Source organism: Actinosynnema sp. NPDC023587, from assembly GCF_040640215.1.
In the GTDB taxonomy this organism is placed as follows: domain Bacteria; phylum Actinomycetota; class Actinomycetes; order Mycobacteriales; family Pseudonocardiaceae; genus Actinosynnema.
This window is the reverse complement of record NZ_JBFABG010000002.1, coordinates 1-16,998: the sequence shown is the minus strand read 5'-3', so window position 1 is coordinate 16,998 and position 16,998 is coordinate 1. Positions and strand designations below refer to the sequence as shown.

Here is a 16,998-nt window from a genome sequence, read left to right as displayed (position 1 = left end):
TGCAGGGCGTACGACTGGACGGCCGCCCGTCCCGCCGCCGGAATCGCGCACCCCGAGGTGCTCACGCACGGTCACCGTGGGGGCGCTCTTCCGGTTCACCGGGGTGGCGGATGCGCGACGGCCGGAGGGCGGGGTGTGATCCTCGGTGGGGCCGGCCGTGATCGCCGCTCCCGGGCGGCACGGGTGGGTGGTGATCGACGTGGGGCCGGACCTGGTGCCCGCCGCGCTCGGCGCGGTGCTGATGACCGGTCTCGTCGTGTTCGCGCTGGCCTGCCGGTGGTCGGCCGGTGAACCGGTGCGTTCCTCCCACGCCCGCCGGGTCGCCCGGTGGCGACGCGCCGCGCCCTGGGTGTTCGGGGTGTCGGCGGTGGCGGTCGTGCTCGACGTCGGGTGGGTGCTGCTGACGGCGTGACCGCCGCCGGGTCACGCCCGGCGGCGGGGGAGCGGTGTCCACAGCGGACAGTCAGCACGGCACACCGGCACTCCCGGCCACCACGACGCCGACCACCACGCCACCGACCGCCCGATCACCGCCTGCCGATCACCGCCTGCCTGACCACCGGCCGTCGGTCACCGCCTGAACGCCGGTCGTCCGGTCACCTCGCCGTTTCCGGCTCGGCCAGCGAGCTCGCGGAGGTGAACAGCATCCACAGCAGCGCGCCCACCACCAGGCCGCTGATCACGAACACCGGGAACACCAGGTTGAACACGGCGGTGCCCTGCGGAGCGGGGACCGACGCGTCGGAGACCACGTGCACGGCGGCCATGCCGGTGAAGTGCATGCCGGTCACCGCCACGCCCATCACGAGCCCGGCCACCACGCTCGCCGTCGTCGTCTTCACGACGAGGGTGAACCAGAAGGCCGCCGTGGCCGCCGCGATCGCGATCACCACGGACAGCGCGACCAGCGACTGGTTGTAGTTGATCTCACCCTTGAAGCGGATCGCGGACATGCCCAGGTAGTGCATCCCGGCGACGCCGATCCCGGCCAGCACGCCCGCGATGATCAGCCGCATCCTGGTGAACTTGACCAGCGTGACCAGCGACAGGCCGATGCCCACCACGACCACGGCGACCACCGCAGACAGCGCGGTCAGCGGGGCCGAGTACTTGATCGTCGCACCGGGGATGTCGAAGCCGAGCATGGCGATGAAGTGCATCAGCCAGATGGCGATGCCGCCGATGGCGAACGCGCCGAGCACGGTCCACAGGACCTTGGCCCCGCGACCGGGTTCACGTCGGGCCTTGGCCATGCAGGACAGGCCGATCAGCGAACCGATGACGGACACCGCGTAGGCGAGCACGAGCGTCCACGCGCCGGAGGAGAAGTGCTGCATCGAGTCGTGGTTCACGGAGGTACCGATCTTTGGGTGTGCGGAGTGTGCGGGGGCGCGGAGAGAGCCCCTGCTTGCCGACCCACTCTGATCGTTCGAGGCGGTCATTACCAGAGCTGCCGGCGCACTCCGGGCATATTTTGTGCAACACCCTCACGCATTGTGAGCGGCACGGCACGGCGTGGTGGTATTTCCTCGCGTGGGACCGCTACCAGGGCTTCGGCGCTGGTCGGAGCCTTGGCGGCGGTCGACCGTGGGCACCGTCGCGCGCCGACCCGATATTTCCTTAGTTGTTCGGGCCGGCCGTCGCCGGCGGTGTGCGGCAATCCCGGAAATCACTTCACCGGAAGTGCGCGACGACTTCCGCCGGCGTGCCCGGCGCGCCGAAGTGGTCGCCGGAACCGGCGTCCGCGCCGGCCGACCGCCACCACGACGCCTGCGCCGGCGTGCGCACGCCGTCCACCACGACGGTCACGCCGGACGCCCGGACCGCCGACACCAGCGCCGCCACGTACTCCGCGCGGTGGTCCACGAGCCCCGCCGCCACCCGCACGCCGCGCACCGGCAGCTCGTCCAGCGCGGCCAGGTCGACCGGGCCCAGCCCGAACTCGTGCAACGCCGTCCGCACGCCCATGTCGGCCAGCACGGTCAGGTTGTCCACGGCCTCGGCCGCCGACAGCACGCGCACCGGCATCCCGACCGTCAACCGGTCGGCCGGCAACCCGGTCTCCTCCAGCACCCGCACCACCCGCGACACCAGGTCCGCGTCCCCGGACTGCACCGCCGACAACCCGACCACCAGCGGTGCCTCGACGCCGGCGTGCCGCCACCACCGCGCCTGGCCGCTCGACACCCGGAGCAGCCACTCGCCCAGCGGCAGCACCAGGCCGGTCTGCTCGGCCAGCTCCACGCACGCGTCGTGCGCCAGCGGCGGTTCGTGGTCCCAGTGCAGCAGCGCTTCCACGCCCGCGATCCCGCCGGTGAACCCGACCACCGGCCGGTACCGCACGCCGATCTCGCCCTGCTCCCACGCGCCGGGCATGCCGACCGCCAGCGCCTGGGTGCGCCGGTCCGCCTCGTCCTGGTCCCGGTGGAACAGCTCCCACTGGCCGCGCCGGCCGGACTTGGCCCGGCGCAGCGCCTGGTCGGCGGCGCGCAGCAGCTCGGCGGGCTCCGAGTCGCGGGCCGGTCGCCGGACCACGCCGATGCTCACCGACGCGGCCAGGCCGTGCCCGTCCACGAACGTCGGCTCGGCCAGCTCCTCGTTGATCGCGGAGACGATCCGCGCGATGTCCGGTGTCGTGGCGGTGTTCTCCACCAGGACGCCGAACTCGTCGCCGTCGAACCGGGCCACCATCGCCTTCTCGCCCGCCAGCACGGACTTGAGCCGCTGCGCGACGTGCACCAGCAGGCGGTCGCCCGCGCGGTTGCCGAGGCTGTTGCAGACCATGCGGAAGGCGTCCAGGTCGAGGTGGAACAGCGTGATGCCGTGCACCGGGTCGGCCCGCCGCAACGCGCTCTCCAGGTAGGTGCTGAAGTACTGCCGGTTGGGCAGGCCGGTCAGCACGTCGTGCAGCGCCTGGCGGTTCAGCTCGCCCTGCAACAGCATCAGCTCGGTGCCGTCCTCGACCACGGTCACGAAGTGCGCCGGCTCCTCGGCGGCGTCGCGCAGCAGCGAGGTGGTCAGCGTGATCCGGGCGACGTCGCCGTCGCTGCGCAGCAGCCGGTGCGACTGCCGGATCCGGTCCTGGCCGCCCGCCAGCAGCGAGGCCATGGCCTCGCGCAGGGTGGTCACCGAGTCGGCGTGCACCAGGTCGAACAGGGTCAGCTCGGTGAGCTCGGCGGCCGAGTGGCCGAGGATCTCGGTGATCGCGGCGTTCGCCCGCACCACGCGGCCCGCCAGGTCGACGATCAGCACCCCGCTGGTCGAGGACGTGACCACCTCGTCGAAGCGCGCCTCGCTCTCCCGGAGCCGCCACTTGGCGTCCCGGACGGCCTTGAGCAGGGTGAGCTGCATGCTCTCCTGCTGCTCGAACACCGTCCGGCGGTTCGCGGCCAGGAACCCGGAGGCCAGCGCGCCGAGACCGATCGCGACCCGCTCGGCGTGCTCGGCCACGGGCTGGAACTCGGGCAGCCCGAACAGGCCGCGCCCGAGCACGTCGGTGGTGCAGCGCAAACCCGCCTCGCCGACGTAACCCATGCCCACGAGTCGGTCGCCGAGCTGTTCGAGCCGCTCGGGCACGAACGGGACCGCGCTCAGCGCGGCGCAGATCTCGGCGAGCTGGGTGCGCAATTCGGCGTCGAGCTGTTCCCGGGTGTGCGGAACCACGATCGCCCCGCTCATCAGGTAAGCCCACTTGCGCGCGAGCGAGTGCCGACCCCGGTCGGGGTCGGGTGGGGACGGCGTGGCGTCCGGCGTGCGGTCTGCGTCAGGCATTTCCCGTGCTCTGCTGTGATTCCAGGTTGCGCGGCAGTTTACCTACTTCGAGTCCCGGCACGCTCGACCAGAGGAGTGAACTAAAGTCCTACGATCGATTGATCCGACTCGGAGCGTTACGTTAGGCGACAATCTTTTCCGCAATTTTCGGGTTTGCTTCCCCCGTTCCGGGGGTCCGGAGTTCAGCGGTGGACCTTGCCCACTCCCGCATAGAGCAACATGTTCATGTCCGGCACGTCGGAGATGTCCGCCGGGCCGCCGGGCCGCCATTCCGCGCACCCCACCAGACCGGGCTCGACCAGGTCGAACCCGTCGAACAGGGCGAGCACCTCGGCGTGCCGGCGGACCGTCATCCGGTCCCGGCTGCCGCTGTCCTTGATCATCTGAGCCGCCGTGTGCATGGGCTGCCCGACGTGGTCGGCGCTGACGTGGCTGGCCGCCAGGTAGCTGCCGTCCGGCAGCGCGTCCCGGTAGCGGGCCACCAGCGCGCCCGGCTCCCACTCGTCCGGTATCCAGTGCAGCATCAGCAGCATCAGCACGCCGACGGGCTGGGTGAAGTCGAGCAGCCGTCGGACCTGCGCGCTCCCCAGGACGCCCTCGACGTCGCGCATGTCAGCCCGCACGATCGCCGCCCGGTCGTTGTCGGCCAGCATCAGCTCGCTGTGCGCCACCGCGATCGGGTCCCGGTCGACGTAGACCACCCGGCACCGCGGGTCGACCTGCTGGGCGACCTCGTGCACGTTCGACACGGTCGGGATGCCGGAGCCGATGTCCAGGAACTGCCGGATGCCCCGGTCGGTCATGAACCGCACCGCCCGGCCGAGGAAGGCCCGGTTGACCCGAGCCCCGGCCCGCAGGCCGGGCATCATCCGGTCGATCTTCAGCGCTATCTCGCGGTCCACGGCGAAGTTGTGCGCGCCGCCCAGCATGAAGTCGTAGGCGCGGGCGATGCTCGGCACGGAAACGTCCACGCTGTGCGGAACCCAGTCCGATCGGACCACCGCGCACACCCTCTCCACCGCTCGGGAGTGCCCCAGTTTAGCGATGTCCCACGCGGTGTTCAGTGGTTCATCGGCATGATGCCCTATCACCCGGAAGGGTACTGCCGGGTTACGCTGAATGTCGCCTACTGTGGGCTTCTCTTCCCCGCTTCCCACCGAGGAGTGATTATGTCCGTCCCGGTGGCACCCGGTCGGCTGCCTTTACTCGGTCACACCGTGTCACTATTGCGAGGGCGCGCCGACTTCACCGAGGCGTTGCGCGAGCACGGTGAAATCGTGGAGGTCGACCTCGGCCCGGTGCCCACGTATTTTGTGACGAGTGCTCGGTTCACCCATCAGGTATTGGTCACCGACGGCGCGAAATTCCGAAAAGGGCTCCTGTTCGAGCGCTTCCGCCCGTACCTGGGCAACGGACTGGCGCTCTCCGAGGGGTCGTTCCACCGCCGGCAGCGCCGGATGATGCAGCCCGCGTTCACCCGCGACCGCATCGCCCAGTACGCGGAGGCGATGGTCCGCGCCGCCACCGACCTCGTCGACACCTGGCGGCCCGGCGAACCCCGGGTCGTGGAGAACGACATGCAGGCGCTCGCGGTCACCGTCGTCGGCGAGACGCTGTTCTCCACCGAGATCGGGCAGCGGGCCATCGCGGAGATCCGCCGCTCGGTGTTCGACGTGCTGCGGAACGGCGCGGTGCGCGCCCTGTCGCCGGCGTTCGTGGCCAGGCTGCCGATCCCGGTCAACCGGAAGTTCGACCAGGCCGCCGAGCGGATGCGGGCCATCGTGCTGGAGGTCATCGAGAGCTGGCGCGCCGAGGGCGCGGACCACGGCGACCTGCTGTCCACGCTCCTGCTCGCGCACGACGAGGAGTCCGGCGAGGGCATGAGCGACCAGCAGGTCTACGACGAGGTGATCACCCTGCTCACGGCGGGGATCGAGACGTCGGCGGTCGCGCTCGGCTGGCTGTTCCACGAGCTCGCCCAGCACCCCGAGGTGGAACGCCGGGTGCACGCCGAGGTGGACGAGGTGCTGGCCGGCCGCCCGGTCGCGTTCGGCGACCTGCCCCGGCTCGGCTACCTCTACCAGGTCGTCAACGAGGTGCTGCGGAAGTACCCGATCTGGATTTTGATGCGCAAGGCGGTCGAACCGGTCGACCTGGCCGGGACGGTGCTGCCGGCCGGCGCGGAGGTCATTGTCAGCCCGCACCTCGTGCACCACGACCCCGCGCACCACCCGGACCCGGAGCGCTTCGACCCCGACCGGTGGGCCGGCGACCGGGCGGCCACCCTGCCCCGGGGCGCGTTCGTGCCCTTCGGCGGTGGTGCCCGCCAGTGCATCGGGAACGTGTTCGCGCAGACCGAGATCGTCATCGCGCTGGCCACCGTGGCGGCCCGCTGGCGGCTGGTCCAGGTGCCCGGCACGCGGGCGCGGGCCAAGTTCACCACGGCCGCCTACCCGGTCGACCTGCTCATGACCCCCGTGCCGCGCACCTGACCCACCGCCCCCGAGGGGGCCCGGAACCAGCTCCGCGAAAGCCTCGTGCCCCCCGGCGATCCGCACGGGGGGCACGAGCGCGTTCCGGGTCCGGCTACGGCAGGGGGGCCGCGCCGCGCTCGGTGATCAACTGCTTCATGTACTGGCCCTCGCTCGACTGCGACTTCAGCATGTTGTCGGCGAGCGTGCGGACCACCGGGACGCCGGCGTGCCTGGCCGCGTACTCGGCCATCGGCGCGCCGCCCTGGTGGTGCCGGAGCATGAGCTGGAGGAAGTACACGTCGAGGTCGGTGCCGGACAGCGAGCGCAGCTTGGCCAGCTCCTCCGACGTGGCCATGCCCGGCATCAGGCCGGCCCGCCCCGCGTCCGAGGACGACGAGTGGTCGTGCGAGGACGACGTCATCCACTTCATGTGGGTGCCGTCGGTCGACTGCTCGGGCGCTCCCCAGAGGGTGAGCCAGCCCTTCATCCGGCCGACCTGTTCGAGCTGCGTCGACTCGATGTCGAAGGCGAGCTGGCGGATCGCCGGGTTCGTCGACTTGTCCCGCGCGGTGTTCGCCATGGTGATGCCCTGGAGGTGGTGCACCGCCATGTCCTGCGCGAAGCCGATGTCCACCGAGTCCTTGCCCGGCGTGCCGGCGGAGTCCGAGCCGGGCAGCTTGATCAGCAGCCCGACCGCCGCGCCGAGCAGCAGGACCGCGACCACCGCCACCGCGAGCACGACGGCCCTGGTGGCGGTGGTACCGCTGCGCGGCTGCCGCCCGGTGTCCTCCGACGTCAAGATCAGCTACTCGGCTGGGTGACCGGCGGCGCGGCGTCCGTCGCCGGCGGCGTGCCACCGGTCTCGGCCTGGTCCTCGACGCCACCGTCCATCGGGACGGCGTCCGCGCCCGGCGCGTCGGTCACGAACGGCGGCGGGTTGTCGACGTCGAACGTGGTCGAGTCGCAGGCCGCACCGATCTCCGGGTACGTGTACTGGTTGCGCCGCAGCGACTGGATGAACTGGTCGATGCGCTCGTCGTCCGCGTTCTCCACCTTGAGCTGGTGGCCCCACGCCTGCAACGAGATCGGCTTGTCCAGCCCCGGGTACGGCGAGATCATCGTGTACTGCTGGCCTTCGGCCTTCTTCGTCAGCTTGTCCAGCGGCTCACCGCTGATCTGGTCCGGGTTGTACGCGATCCAGACCGCGCCGTGCTCCAGCGAGTGCACCATGTTCTCGGTGCGCACGGCCTTCGGGTACGCGATGCCGGTGCAGTTCGCCCACGCGCCGTCGTGCGGACCACCGAAGGGCGGTGACTGGTCGTAGCCCACGCGCTGGGTCGGCTGCACGTGCTTGCCGGCCTTGTACTCCTTCTTGACCACGCCCTGGATCTGGTCCGAGGGGTCCTTGTTCTCCTCGGACGGGTTCCACTTGGCCAGGGCGGCCTCGCGCTGGTTCTTGTCGGAGATCTGCGAGTACGCGTACCCGAACACGGTTACCGCCAGCGCCAATACGGCGATCACCGCGACGATCGTGCCCCACGGCTTCGGCTTGTTCGCCACCACCGAGGACCGCGCCGCCGCCACGCTCGAACGCGTGGCCTTCGTCTTCTTGCCGCTGGTCATGTCCGCCTCAGGTCAGTCGTCATACGCCCATGCCGCGGGCCAGTGTAGGGAACCGGTGTCGGATCACCGTCAACTGCCGGTCACCACGGGTGGTCCTTAACAGTTGCCCCGGTCCGCCCGCCTCCCACTCCCCGGGACGGTATCCCGGTCGAGACCAGCGGGAACACTTCCCTAGACTTAACGGGTGACTCCCGCTGCGCTCGCTGATCTGGTCCGTGCGACGGCCGTGGACGTGTTGTCCACCCGCGGCCTCGACCCCGCCGCCCTGCCCGCGACGGTGACCATCGAGCGACCCCGCAACCCCGAGCACGGCGACTACGCCACCAACCTGGCCCTCCAGGTCGCCAAGAAGCTCGGCGTCGTGCCCCGCGACCTGGCCGGCTGGCTGGCCGACGCGCTGACCGGCACCGCCGCCATCTCCTCGGTGGACGTGGCGGGCCCCGGCTTCCTCAACCTGCGGCTCGCTGCCGACGCGCAGGGCGACGTCGTCCGCGAGGTGCTCGCGCTGGGCGCGGCCTACGGCACCGGGGACCGGCTGGCGGGCGTCAAGATCAACCTGGAGTTCGTCTCCGCGAACCCGACCGGCCCGATCCACCTCGGCGGCACCCGCTGGGCGGCGGTCGGCGACGCGCTCGGCCGGGTCCTCGCGGCCTCCGGCGGCGACGTGACCAGGGAGTACTACTTCAACGACGCGGGCGCGCAGATCGACCGGTTCGTCCGGTCGCTGATCGCCGCCGCGCAGGGCGAGCCCGCCCCCGAGGACGGCTACGCCGGCGCCTACCTCGGCGACATCGCCGCCGAGGTGCTCAAGCGGGAGCCCGGCGCGCTGACCGCCGAGGACAGCCACGAGGTGTTCCGCCGGATCGGCGTGAACCTCATGTTCGAGGAGATCAAGCGGGACCTGCACGACTTCGGCACCGACTTCGACGTGTACTTCCACGAGAACTCGCTGCACGAGTCCGGTGCCGTGGCCAAGGCCATCGACCAGCTCAAGGAGTCCGGCGGCCTGTACTTCGAGGACGGCGCGTGGTGGCTGCGGTCCACCGAGTACGGCGACGACAAGGACCGGGTGGTCGTCAAGAGCGACGGCGACCCGGCCTACATCGCGGGCGACATCGCGTACTTCCTGGACAAGCGCGCGCGCGGCTTCGACCTGTGCATCTACATGCTCGGCGCGGACCACCACGGCTACGTCGGCCGGCTCAAGGCCGCCGCGGCGGCCGTCGGCGACGACCCGGCGACGGTCGAGGTGCTGATCGGCCAGCTCGTGAACCTGGTCAGCGACGGCAAGCCGGTCCGGATGAGCAAGCGCGCGGGCACCGTGATCACCATGCAGGACCTGGTGGAGGCGGTCGGCGTGGACGCCGCCCGGTACGCGATGACCCGCTCGTCGGCCGACTCGTCCCTGGACGTCGACCTGGACCTGCTGCGCAAGCGCAGCAACGAGAACCCCGTGTTCTACGTCCAGTACGCGCACGCGCGGATCTGCTCGGTGCTGCGCAACGCCGCCGACCTCGGGATGACGCCGAACGACTCGTTCGAACTGCTCCGGCACGACCGCGAGGGCGACCTGATCCGCACCGCCGGCGAGTTCCCGCGCGTCGTGGCCACGGCCGCCGAGCTGCGGGAACCGCACCGCGTCGCCCGGTACCTGGAAGAGCTCGCGGGCGCTCTGCACCGCTTCTACGACACCCTGGAGTGCCGAGTGCTGCCGCGCGGCGACGACGACCCGACCGACGTCCAGGGCGCGCGCCTGCAACTCTGCGTCGCCGCCCGCCACGTGTTCGCCAACGGCCTGCGGCTGCTCGGCGTGACCGCCCCGGAGCGGATGTGATGCGCGCCCACCCGGCCGGTCCCCGGCACGCCGACGTCCTGATCCCGTCGAACACGGCGGGCAACCGCCCGGTCACCCCGGGCGAACTCGACCAGCTCCACCCGAACGTGTGGCCGCGCAACGCCGCCCGCACCGACGCCGGCGCGGTCGAGCTGGCCGGCGTGGACGTGCGGGCGCTCGCCGAGCGGTACGGCACCCCGCTGTTCGTGATGGACGAGGGCGACTTCCGGTCCCGCTGCCGCGAGCACGCCGAGGCGTTCGGCGACCCGACGCGCGTGCACTACGCGTCCAAGGCGTTCCTGTCCGTCGCGGTGGCCCGGTGGGTCGCCGAGGAGGGCCTGAGCATCGACGTCGCCAGCGGCGGCGAGCTCGCGATCGCCCTGCGCGCGGACTTCCCGCCGGAGCGGATCGCGCTGCACGGCAACAACAAGTCCCTCGTCGAGCTGACGACCGCCGTCGAAGCGGGCGTCGGTGCCGTGGTGCTCGACTCGTTCCACGAGATCGCCCGGCTGGACCAGGTCGCCCGCGACCGGGGTCGCGTGCAGCCGGTGATGATCCGGGTGACCGTCGGCGTCGAGGCGCACACCCACGAGTTCATCGCGACCGCGCACGAAGACCAGAAGTTCGGCTTCTCGCTGTCCTCCGGCGACGCCGCCGAGGCGGCCCGCCGGGTGCTCAAGGCCGAGGGCCTGGAGCTGATCGGCCTGCACAGCCACATCGGCTCGCAGATCTTCGACGCCAGCGGCTTCGAGGTCGCCGCCCGCCGGGTGATCGGCCTGCTCGCGGAGCTGCGCGACGAGCACGGCGCGGGCGTCCTGGAGCACGTGGCCACCGTCGACCTCGGCGGCGGCCTCGGCATCGCCTACACGGCGGACGACGACCCGCCGCCGCCCGCCGAGCTGGCCCGGCAGCTCCGCACCATCGTGTCCAAGGAGTCCGAGCACGCCGGCCTGCCCGCGCCGAAGATCGCGGTCGAGCCCGGCCGGGCGATCGTCGGACCCGGCACGGTCACCGTGTACGAGGTCGGCACCATCAAGGACGTCCAGCTCGACGCCGGCGCGATCCGCCGGTACGTGAGCGTCGACGGCGGCATGAGCGACAACATCCGCACCGCCCTGTACGACGCCGTGTACGACTGCAAGCTGGTGTCCCGCAAGGCCGAAGAGGACTCGAAGGCCGTGCTGTGCCGGGTCGTCGGCAAGCACTGCGAGTCCGGTGACGTGGTCGTGCGGGACTGCTGGCTGCCCGACGACCTCGCGCCCGGCGACCTGATCGCGGTCGCCGCGACCGGTGCCTACTGCTACTCCATGGCCAGCGGCTACAACCGGCTGCCCCGCCCCGCGCTCGCCGCGGTCGCGGACGGCCAGTCCCGGTTGCTGCTGCGCCGGGAGACCGAGGAAGACCTGTTTCGCCTGGAGGTATGACGTGCCTGGCCGTAAACCGATCACCGTGGCGTTGCTCGGCTGCGGCACGGTCGGCACCGAGGTGGTCCGGCTGCTGACCGACCAGGCGGCGGACCTGACCGCGCGGGTCGGCGCGCCCGTGGAGCTGACCGGCATCGCGGTGCGCAAGCCGAACAAGCACCGCGAGGTGCCCGCCGAGCTGCTCACCACCGACGTCGACGCGCTCGTCGAGTCCGACGTGGACGTCGTGGTGGAGGTCGTGGGCGGGATCGAGCCCGCGCGGACGTGGCTGCTCAAGGCGCTCAAGGCGGGCAAGTCCGTCGTGACCGCCAACAAGGCGCTGCTCGCCGAGCACTCCGGCGAGCTGTTCGAGGCCGCCGACGCCTCCGGCGCGGACCTGTACTTCGAGGCGGCGGTGGCGGGCGCGATCCCGCTGCTGCGCCCGCTGCGCGAGTCCCTGGCCGGCGACCGCATCACCCGGGTGATGGGCATCGTCAACGGCACCACCAACTTCATCCTCTCGGGGATGGACTCCACCGGGGCGGGCTACTCCGAGACGCTGGAGGAGGCCACCCGCCTCGGGTACGCCGAGGCCGACCCGACCGCCGACGTCGACGGGTTCGACGCCGCGTCGAAGGCTGCGATCCTCGCGTCGCTGGCCTTCCACAGCCGGGTGACGGCGGCGGACGTGCACCGCGAGGGCATCGCCTCGGTCAGCGCCGCCGACATCGCCGCCGCGAAGGGGCTGGGCCGGACGGTGAAGCTGCTCGCCATCTGCGAGCGGGTGACCGAGAACGCGACCGAGGGCATCTCGGTCCGCGTGCACCCGGCGATGATCCCCCGGTCCCACCCGCTCGCGGGCGTGAACGGCGCGTTCAACGCGGTGTTCGTGGAAGCCGACGCGGCGGGCGAGATGATGTTCTACGGCAAGGGCGCGGGCGGCGCGCCGACGGCCAGCGCGGTGCTCGGCGACCTCGTCGCCGTCGCCCGCAACCGGGTGGTCAGCGGGCGCGGCCCGCGCGAGTCGGCGTACGCCGCGCTGCCCGTCCGGCCGATGGGCCAGACGCCCACGAAGTACCACATCAGCCTCGACGTGGCCGACCGGCCAGGTGTGCTGTCGCAGGTCGCGGCGGTGTTCGCGGAACACGACGTGAGCATCGCGGCGGTCCGGCAGGAGGGACGGGTGGACGACGCCAGCCTGGTGATCGTCACCCACGCCGCGACGGACGCGGCACTGCGGTCGACCGTGGACAAAATCGGCGGACTGCCCGTGGTTCGGGAAGTGGTCAGCGTGATGCGGGTGGAAGGCGAAGAGTCATGACGATCCAAGCGGGCGTGCGCCCGGGGTGGCCGGGCATCATCCACGCCTACGCGGACCGGATCCAGCTCCCGGCGGGGGCCAGGGTCATCACCCTGCACGAGGGCGGCACGCCGCTGGTGGCCTCGGACCACCTGTCCGACGTGACCGGCTGCCAGGTGTACGTGAAGGTCGAGGGCGCGAACCCGACCGGCTCGTTCAAGGACCGCGGCATGACCGTGGCCATGACGCACGCCCTGGCCAGCGGCATCAAGGCGGTCATCTGCGCGTCGACCGGCAACACCTCGGCGTCCGCCGCCGCCTACGCGGCCAAGGCCGGGCTCACCGCCGCCGTGCTGGTGCCGCGCGGCAAGATCGCCCTGGGCAAGCTCGCCCAGGCGGTCTCGCACGGCGCGCGCATCCTCCAGATCGACGGCAACTTCGACGACTGCCTCGAACTGGCCGCCAAGACCTCCGCCGAGTACCCGATCACCCTGGTCAACTCGGTGAACCCGGTCCGGTTGATCGGCCAGAAGACCGCCGCGTGGGAGATCTGCGACGTGCTCGGCCGCGCGCCGGACGTGCACTGCCTGCCGGTCGGCAACGCCGGCAACATCACCGCCTACTGGCGCGGCTACTCCGACTACGCGGCGGACGGCGTCATCGCCGGCACGCCCCGCATGTTCGGCTTCCAGGCGGCCGGCTCCGCGCCGCTCGTGCTCGGCGAGCCGGTCGCGAACCCGGAGACCATCGCCACCGCCATCCGGGTGGGCAGCCCGGCGTCCTGGACCGGCGCGGTCACCGCCAGGGACGAGTCCGGCGGGCTGTTCGAGGCGGTCACCGACGAGAAGATCCTGGAGGCCTACCGGCTGCTCGCGTCCCGCGACGGCATCTTCGTCGAGCCGGCGTCCGCGACCAGCGTCGCGGGCCTGCTCGCGACCGCCGCCGACGGCCGCCTGCCGAAGGGCTCCCTGGTCGTCTGCACGGTCACCGGCCACGGCCTCAAGGACCCGGACACGGCGCTGCGCGACGTGCCCGAGGTCGAGCCGGTCCCGGTCGACCCCGGCGCGGTCGCCACCGCGCTGGAGCTGACGTGACCGGCGTCCGGGTCACCGTTCCGGCGTCCACGGCCAACCTGGGCTCCGGTTTCGACGCGCTCGGCCTCGCCCTGGGCCTGCACGACGAGGTCGAGTTCCGCCTCAGGGAGTCCGGCCTGGCCATCGAGGTGACCGGCCAGGGCTCCACCGGCGTGCCCGACGACGAGACCCACCTGGTGGTCCGCGCGTTCCGCGCCGCCGCCGACCGCCTCGCCCTCGACGTGCCCGGCCTGCACCTCCGGTGCCGGAACGCGATCCCGCACGCCCGCGGCCTGGGCTCGTCCTCGGCGGCCGTCGTCGCGGGGATCGCGGCGGCGTACGCGCTGGCCGGCCACGGGGTGGACGCGACGGCGCTGCAACTCGCCGCCGAGTTCGAGGGCCACGCCGACAACGCCGCCGCCGCGATGTTCGGCGGCGTGGCCGTCGCCTGGACCGAGGGGGACCGCTACCGCGCGGTGCGCCTGGACCCGCACCCCGCGCTGGCCCCCGTCGTGCTGGTCCCGGACCAGGAATCCGCGACCCGCACCACCCGGGGCCTGCTGCCCCCGACCGTGCCGCACGTGGACGCCGCCTTCGCCGCCGGCCGGTCGGCCCTGGCCGTCCACGCCCTCACCGCCGACCCGTCGCTGCTCCTCACCGCCCTGGACGACCGGCTGCACGAGCCGTACCGGGAATCCGCCTGGCCGAGGACGTACGCGCTGGTCAGGGCACTTCGGGAAGCCGGAGTCGCCGCCGCGGTGTCCGGTGCCGGGCCGACCGTGCTGGCGCTCCCCGAGGACGGCAAGATCCCCGAGGACGTCGACGTGGACGGGTTCACCCCGCACCACGTCCCGGTCGACGTCGCGGGAGTGCGCGTTGCGCCACTCGGTTGAGCGGTGCGACGCGCCGGGCCCCGGTTGTTGCACCTGGCCGGACCGGCGTCTACCCTCGGGGCCATCAGTCACCGCGCGCACGGACGCCGGTGTGGTGCCCGGACATTCGCTCCGGATCGCATTCCTCCAGTGACTTGGCCCTGTGCCGTATGGACGGGGTTGGCGCTGGAAGGCACCCGCTCGCCGTGTGACCGAGAACGTCTCGTGCCGGTGGACTCCGTATCTGTGCGCGTTCTTCACGCGGACGAGGTCCTCCGAGACGCAGGCGAACTGCCGGTCCGCATTCCGTCGGACGGCAGGTCCGCTGGTCCGCGTAGGAGGCGCGGTCCGGTCAGGAAGGACATGTGTGAGCAACACTGATGTGCTGAGCAGCGAAGCTCCTGCTGCTCCCAACGCCGCTGCCGGTTCCGGTGCCGAGGAGAACGCTCTGTCAACCCCTTCGAACGGCAGCGCCGCGCCGCGCAAGCGCGCGGGCCTCTCCGGCATGGTGCTCGCCGAACTTCGTGAACTCGCAGGTCAGCTCGGTATCTCCGGCACCGCCGGTCTCCGCAAGGGTGACCTCATCGCGGCCATCAAGGAGCGCCAGGGCGGCACCTCCGGTCGGGGCAGTGCCGCGACGCCGCCGAAGACCGAGAAGAAGGCGGCCCCCGCAGCCGCCACCGAGAAGCCCGTGGTCGAGAAGCCGGCCGCCGCCGCGCCCGCCCCCGTGGTCGAGAAGCCCGTGGAGAAGCCGACGCAGCAGCAGCTCGACGTGTCGGACCGCCCCGCGCAGTCCGACGACGAGGGCAACCGCCGGGGCAACCGCCGCCGCCGGTCCGCGAACCGCCCGTCGGGCAACCCGGACACGGCCCAGCCGACCGCCGCGACCCCCACCGCCGACGCCCCGCCGGCCCAGCCGCAACAGCAGGAGCGCTCCCAGCAGGACCGAGGTGACCAGCGCGAACAGCGCCAGGACCGAGGCGACCGCAGCGAGCGCAACGACCGCGGGGACCGCAGCGAACGCGGCAACCGCAACCGCGACGGCCGTGAGGGCCGGGACGGTCGGGACGGCCGGGAAGGTCGTGACGGCCGCAACCGGGACCGCGATCGGGACCGGGACCGGGACCGGGACCGCGATCGCGGTGACCGCGACCGGCAGAACGTGCAGAACATCCAGGACGACGGCGACGACGAGGAAGGCGGCCGTCGCGGCCGTCGCTTCCGCGATCGCCGCCGCCGGGGCGGCCGTGGTGACGGCGCGGGCCCCAGCACCGACACCGAGGTGCGCGACGACGACGTCCTGCTCCCCGTGGCGGGCATCCTGGACGTGCTGGAGAACTACGCGTTCGTCCGGACGTCCGGCTACCTGGCGGGCCCGAACGACGTCTACGTGTCGCTGTCGCTGGTCCGCAAGTACGGCCTGCGCAGGGGCGACGCGCTCATCGGTGCCGTCCGCCAGCCGCGCGACGGCGAGCAGCAGCGCCAGAAGTTCAACCCGCTCGTCCGCGTGGACAAGATCAACGGGTTGGACCCGGAGGAGTTGAAGAACCGCCCCGACTTCACCAAGCTGACGCCGCTCTACCCGAACGAGCGCCTGCGCCTGGAGACCGAGCCGCACATCCTGACGACCCGCGTCATCGACCTGGTGATGCCGATCGGCAAGGGCCAGCGCGCGCTCGTCGTGTCCCCGCCGAAGGCCGGCAAGACGTCGGTCCTCCAGTCGATCGCGAACGCGATCACGAAGAACAACCCGGAGTGCCACCTGATGGTGGTCCTGGTGGACGAGCGGCCCGAAGAGGTCACCGACATGCAGCGCTCGGTGAAGGGCGAGGTCATCGCCTCGACCTTCGACCGGCCGCCGTCGGACCACACGACGATCTCCGAGCTGGCCATCGAGCGGGCGAAGCGCCTGGTCGAGATGGGTCACGACGTGGTCGTCCTGCTGGACTCGATCACCCGCCTGGGCCGCGCGTACAACCTGGCGGCCCCGGCCAGCGGCCGAATCCTGTCGGGTGGTGTCGACTCGACGGCCCTGTACCCGCCGAAGCGCTTCCTCGGCGCGGCCCGCAACATCGAAGGCGGCGGCAGCCTGACCGTCATCGCCACGGCCCTCGTGGAAACGGGCTCGGCGGGCGACAGCGTGATCTTCGAGGAGTTCAAGGGCACCGGCAACGCGGAGCTCAAGCTCGACCGCAAGATCGCGGACAAGCGCACCTTCCCGGCGGTGGACGTCGACTCGTCCGGTACCCGCAAGGAAGACCTGCTCCTGTCGCCGGACGAGCTGGCGGTCATGCACAAGCTGCGCCGGGTCCTGCACGCCCTGGACAGCCAGCAGGCGATCGACCTCCTGCTGGACCGCCTTCGCAAGAGCCGCACCAACATCGAGTTCCTGATGCAGGTGGCGAAGACGACGCCAGGCGGGGACAACGACTGAGTCAAGTCACCAGACGGCCCGCCCGACCACCCGGTCAGGCGGGCCGTTCTGTGCGCGAAGCGCACTTTCACCACTCACACACCGCGTCGTGTCGTCCCCGTATGGCCCGCGCGCCAGCGAACCGCGCGTGGTGGGGGGGTGGGCGCACCCCCCGCGCGGGGCGGGGCCCCCCCACCCGCAACGGAGGTCACCCCGCGGGAAAACAAGGACCACC

At 71.8% G+C, this 16,998-nt stretch carries 13 protein-coding genes; 8 read left to right on the top strand and 5 right to left on the bottom strand.

Annotation, left to right across the window (positions count from 1 at the left end):
• Positions 1–157 precede the first annotated feature (157 nt).
• Complete coding sequence (locus tag AB0G01_RS05165) at positions 158–412, top strand: hypothetical protein (RefSeq protein WP_360939917.1); 255 nt, start codon at positions 158–160, stop codon at positions 410–412.
• A 184-nt stretch (positions 413–596) separates the two neighbouring features.
• Here the strand turns inward: AB0G01_RS05165 and AB0G01_RS05160 are convergent, their stop codons facing one another.
• From AB0G01_RS05160 to AB0G01_RS05150, 3 genes are all read right to left on the bottom strand, one after another.
• Positions 597–1,352, bottom strand: coding sequence for an MHYT domain-containing protein (locus AB0G01_RS05160; RefSeq protein ID WP_360939915.1), 756 nt, complete (start codon positions 1,350–1,352; stop codon positions 597–599).
• Between the two features lie 322 nt (positions 1,353–1,674).
• The gene (locus AB0G01_RS05155) at positions 1,675–3,771 is read right to left on the bottom strand and encodes a diguanylate cyclase (protein ID WP_360939913.1); all 2,097 of its coding nucleotides are present in this window, start codon (positions 3,769–3,771) and stop codon (positions 1,675–1,677) included.
• A 182-nt stretch (positions 3,772–3,953) separates the two neighbouring features.
• Positions 3,954–4,781, bottom strand: a complete 828-nt coding sequence (locus AB0G01_RS05150) for an SAM-dependent methyltransferase (RefSeq protein WP_360941189.1) — start codon at positions 4,779–4,781, stop codon at positions 3,954–3,956.
• A 159-nt stretch (positions 4,782–4,940) separates the two neighbouring features.
• On the opposite strand from AB0G01_RS05150, the gene AB0G01_RS05145 reads away from it, so the two are divergent.
• The gene (locus AB0G01_RS05145) at positions 4,941–6,263 is read left to right on the top strand and encodes a cytochrome P450 (RefSeq protein WP_360939911.1); all 1,323 of its coding nucleotides are present in this window, start codon (positions 4,941–4,943) and stop codon (positions 6,261–6,263) included.
• Positions 6,264–6,357: 94 nt separating this feature from the next.
• Here AB0G01_RS05145 and AB0G01_RS05140 read toward each other — a convergent pair whose 3' ends face one another.
• The gene (locus AB0G01_RS05140) at positions 6,358–7,044 is read right to left on the bottom strand and encodes a DUF305 domain-containing protein (RefSeq protein WP_360939909.1); all 687 of its coding nucleotides are present in this window, start codon (positions 7,042–7,044) and stop codon (positions 6,358–6,360) included.
• Between the two features lie 2 nt (positions 7,045–7,046).
• Positions 7,047–7,868, bottom strand: coding sequence for a DUF3105 domain-containing protein (locus tag AB0G01_RS05135; RefSeq protein WP_360939908.1), 822 nt, complete (start codon positions 7,866–7,868; stop codon positions 7,047–7,049).
• Positions 7,869–8,052: 184 nt separating this feature from the next.
• Here AB0G01_RS05135 and argS point away from each other — a divergent pair, with 184 nt between their 5' ends.
• From argS to rho, 6 genes are all read left to right on the top strand, one after another.
• On the top strand, positions 8,053–9,702 hold the full coding sequence (gene argS, locus AB0G01_RS05130) for an arginine--tRNA ligase (RefSeq protein WP_360939906.1): 1,650 nt from the start codon (positions 8,053–8,055) through the stop codon (positions 9,700–9,702).
• The gene (gene lysA, locus AB0G01_RS05125; RefSeq protein ID WP_360939904.1) at positions 9,702–11,126 is read left to right on the top strand and encodes a diaminopimelate decarboxylase; all 1,425 of its coding nucleotides are present in this window, start codon (positions 9,702–9,704) and stop codon (positions 11,124–11,126) included. The genes argS and lysA overlap by 1 nt, the downstream gene beginning before the upstream one ends.
• 1 nt (position 11,127) lies before the next feature.
• Positions 11,128–12,426 (top strand): homoserine dehydrogenase, encoded by a 1,299-nt coding sequence (locus AB0G01_RS05120; protein ID WP_360939902.1) that lies wholly within the window; start codon positions 11,128–11,130, stop codon positions 12,424–12,426.
• Positions 12,423–13,499 carry a threonine synthase gene (gene thrC, locus AB0G01_RS05115; protein WP_360939900.1) on the top strand — a complete coding sequence of 359 codons (1,077 nt, stop codon included), beginning with the start codon at positions 12,423–12,425 and terminating at the stop codon, positions 13,497–13,499. Before AB0G01_RS05120 ends, thrC begins: the two co-directional genes overlap by 4 nt.
• Entirely contained in the window at positions 13,496–14,371 is an 876-nt protein-coding gene (gene thrB / locus AB0G01_RS05110) for a homoserine kinase (RefSeq protein ID WP_360939898.1), read from the top strand. Before thrC ends, thrB begins: the two co-directional genes overlap by 4 nt.
• 346 nt (positions 14,372–14,717) lie before the next feature.
• Complete coding sequence (gene rho, locus AB0G01_RS05105) at positions 14,718–16,784, top strand: transcription termination factor Rho (RefSeq protein ID WP_360939896.1); 2,067 nt, start codon at positions 14,718–14,720, stop codon at positions 16,782–16,784.
• The last annotated feature ends 214 nt before the right edge of the window (positions 16,785–16,998 follow it).

Coding starts and splice junctions, on each gene's coding strand:
- thrC (WP_360939900.1), top strand. CDS start 12,423: ATGACGATCCAAGCGGGCGTGCGCCCGGGGTGGCCGGGCATCATCCAC.
- AB0G01_RS05155 (WP_360939913.1), bottom strand. CDS start 3,771: ATGCCTGACGCAGACCGCACGCCGGACGCCACGCCGTCCCCACCCGAC.
- lysA (WP_360939904.1), top strand. CDS start 9,702: ATGCGCGCCCACCCGGCCGGTCCCCGGCACGCCGACGTCCTGATCCCG.
- AB0G01_RS05135 (WP_360939908.1), bottom strand. CDS start 7,868: ATGACCAGCGGCAAGAAGACGAAGGCCACGCGTTCGAGCGTGGCGGCG.
- AB0G01_RS05145 (WP_360939911.1), top strand. CDS start 4,941: ATGTCCGTCCCGGTGGCACCCGGTCGGCTGCCTTTACTCGGTCACACC.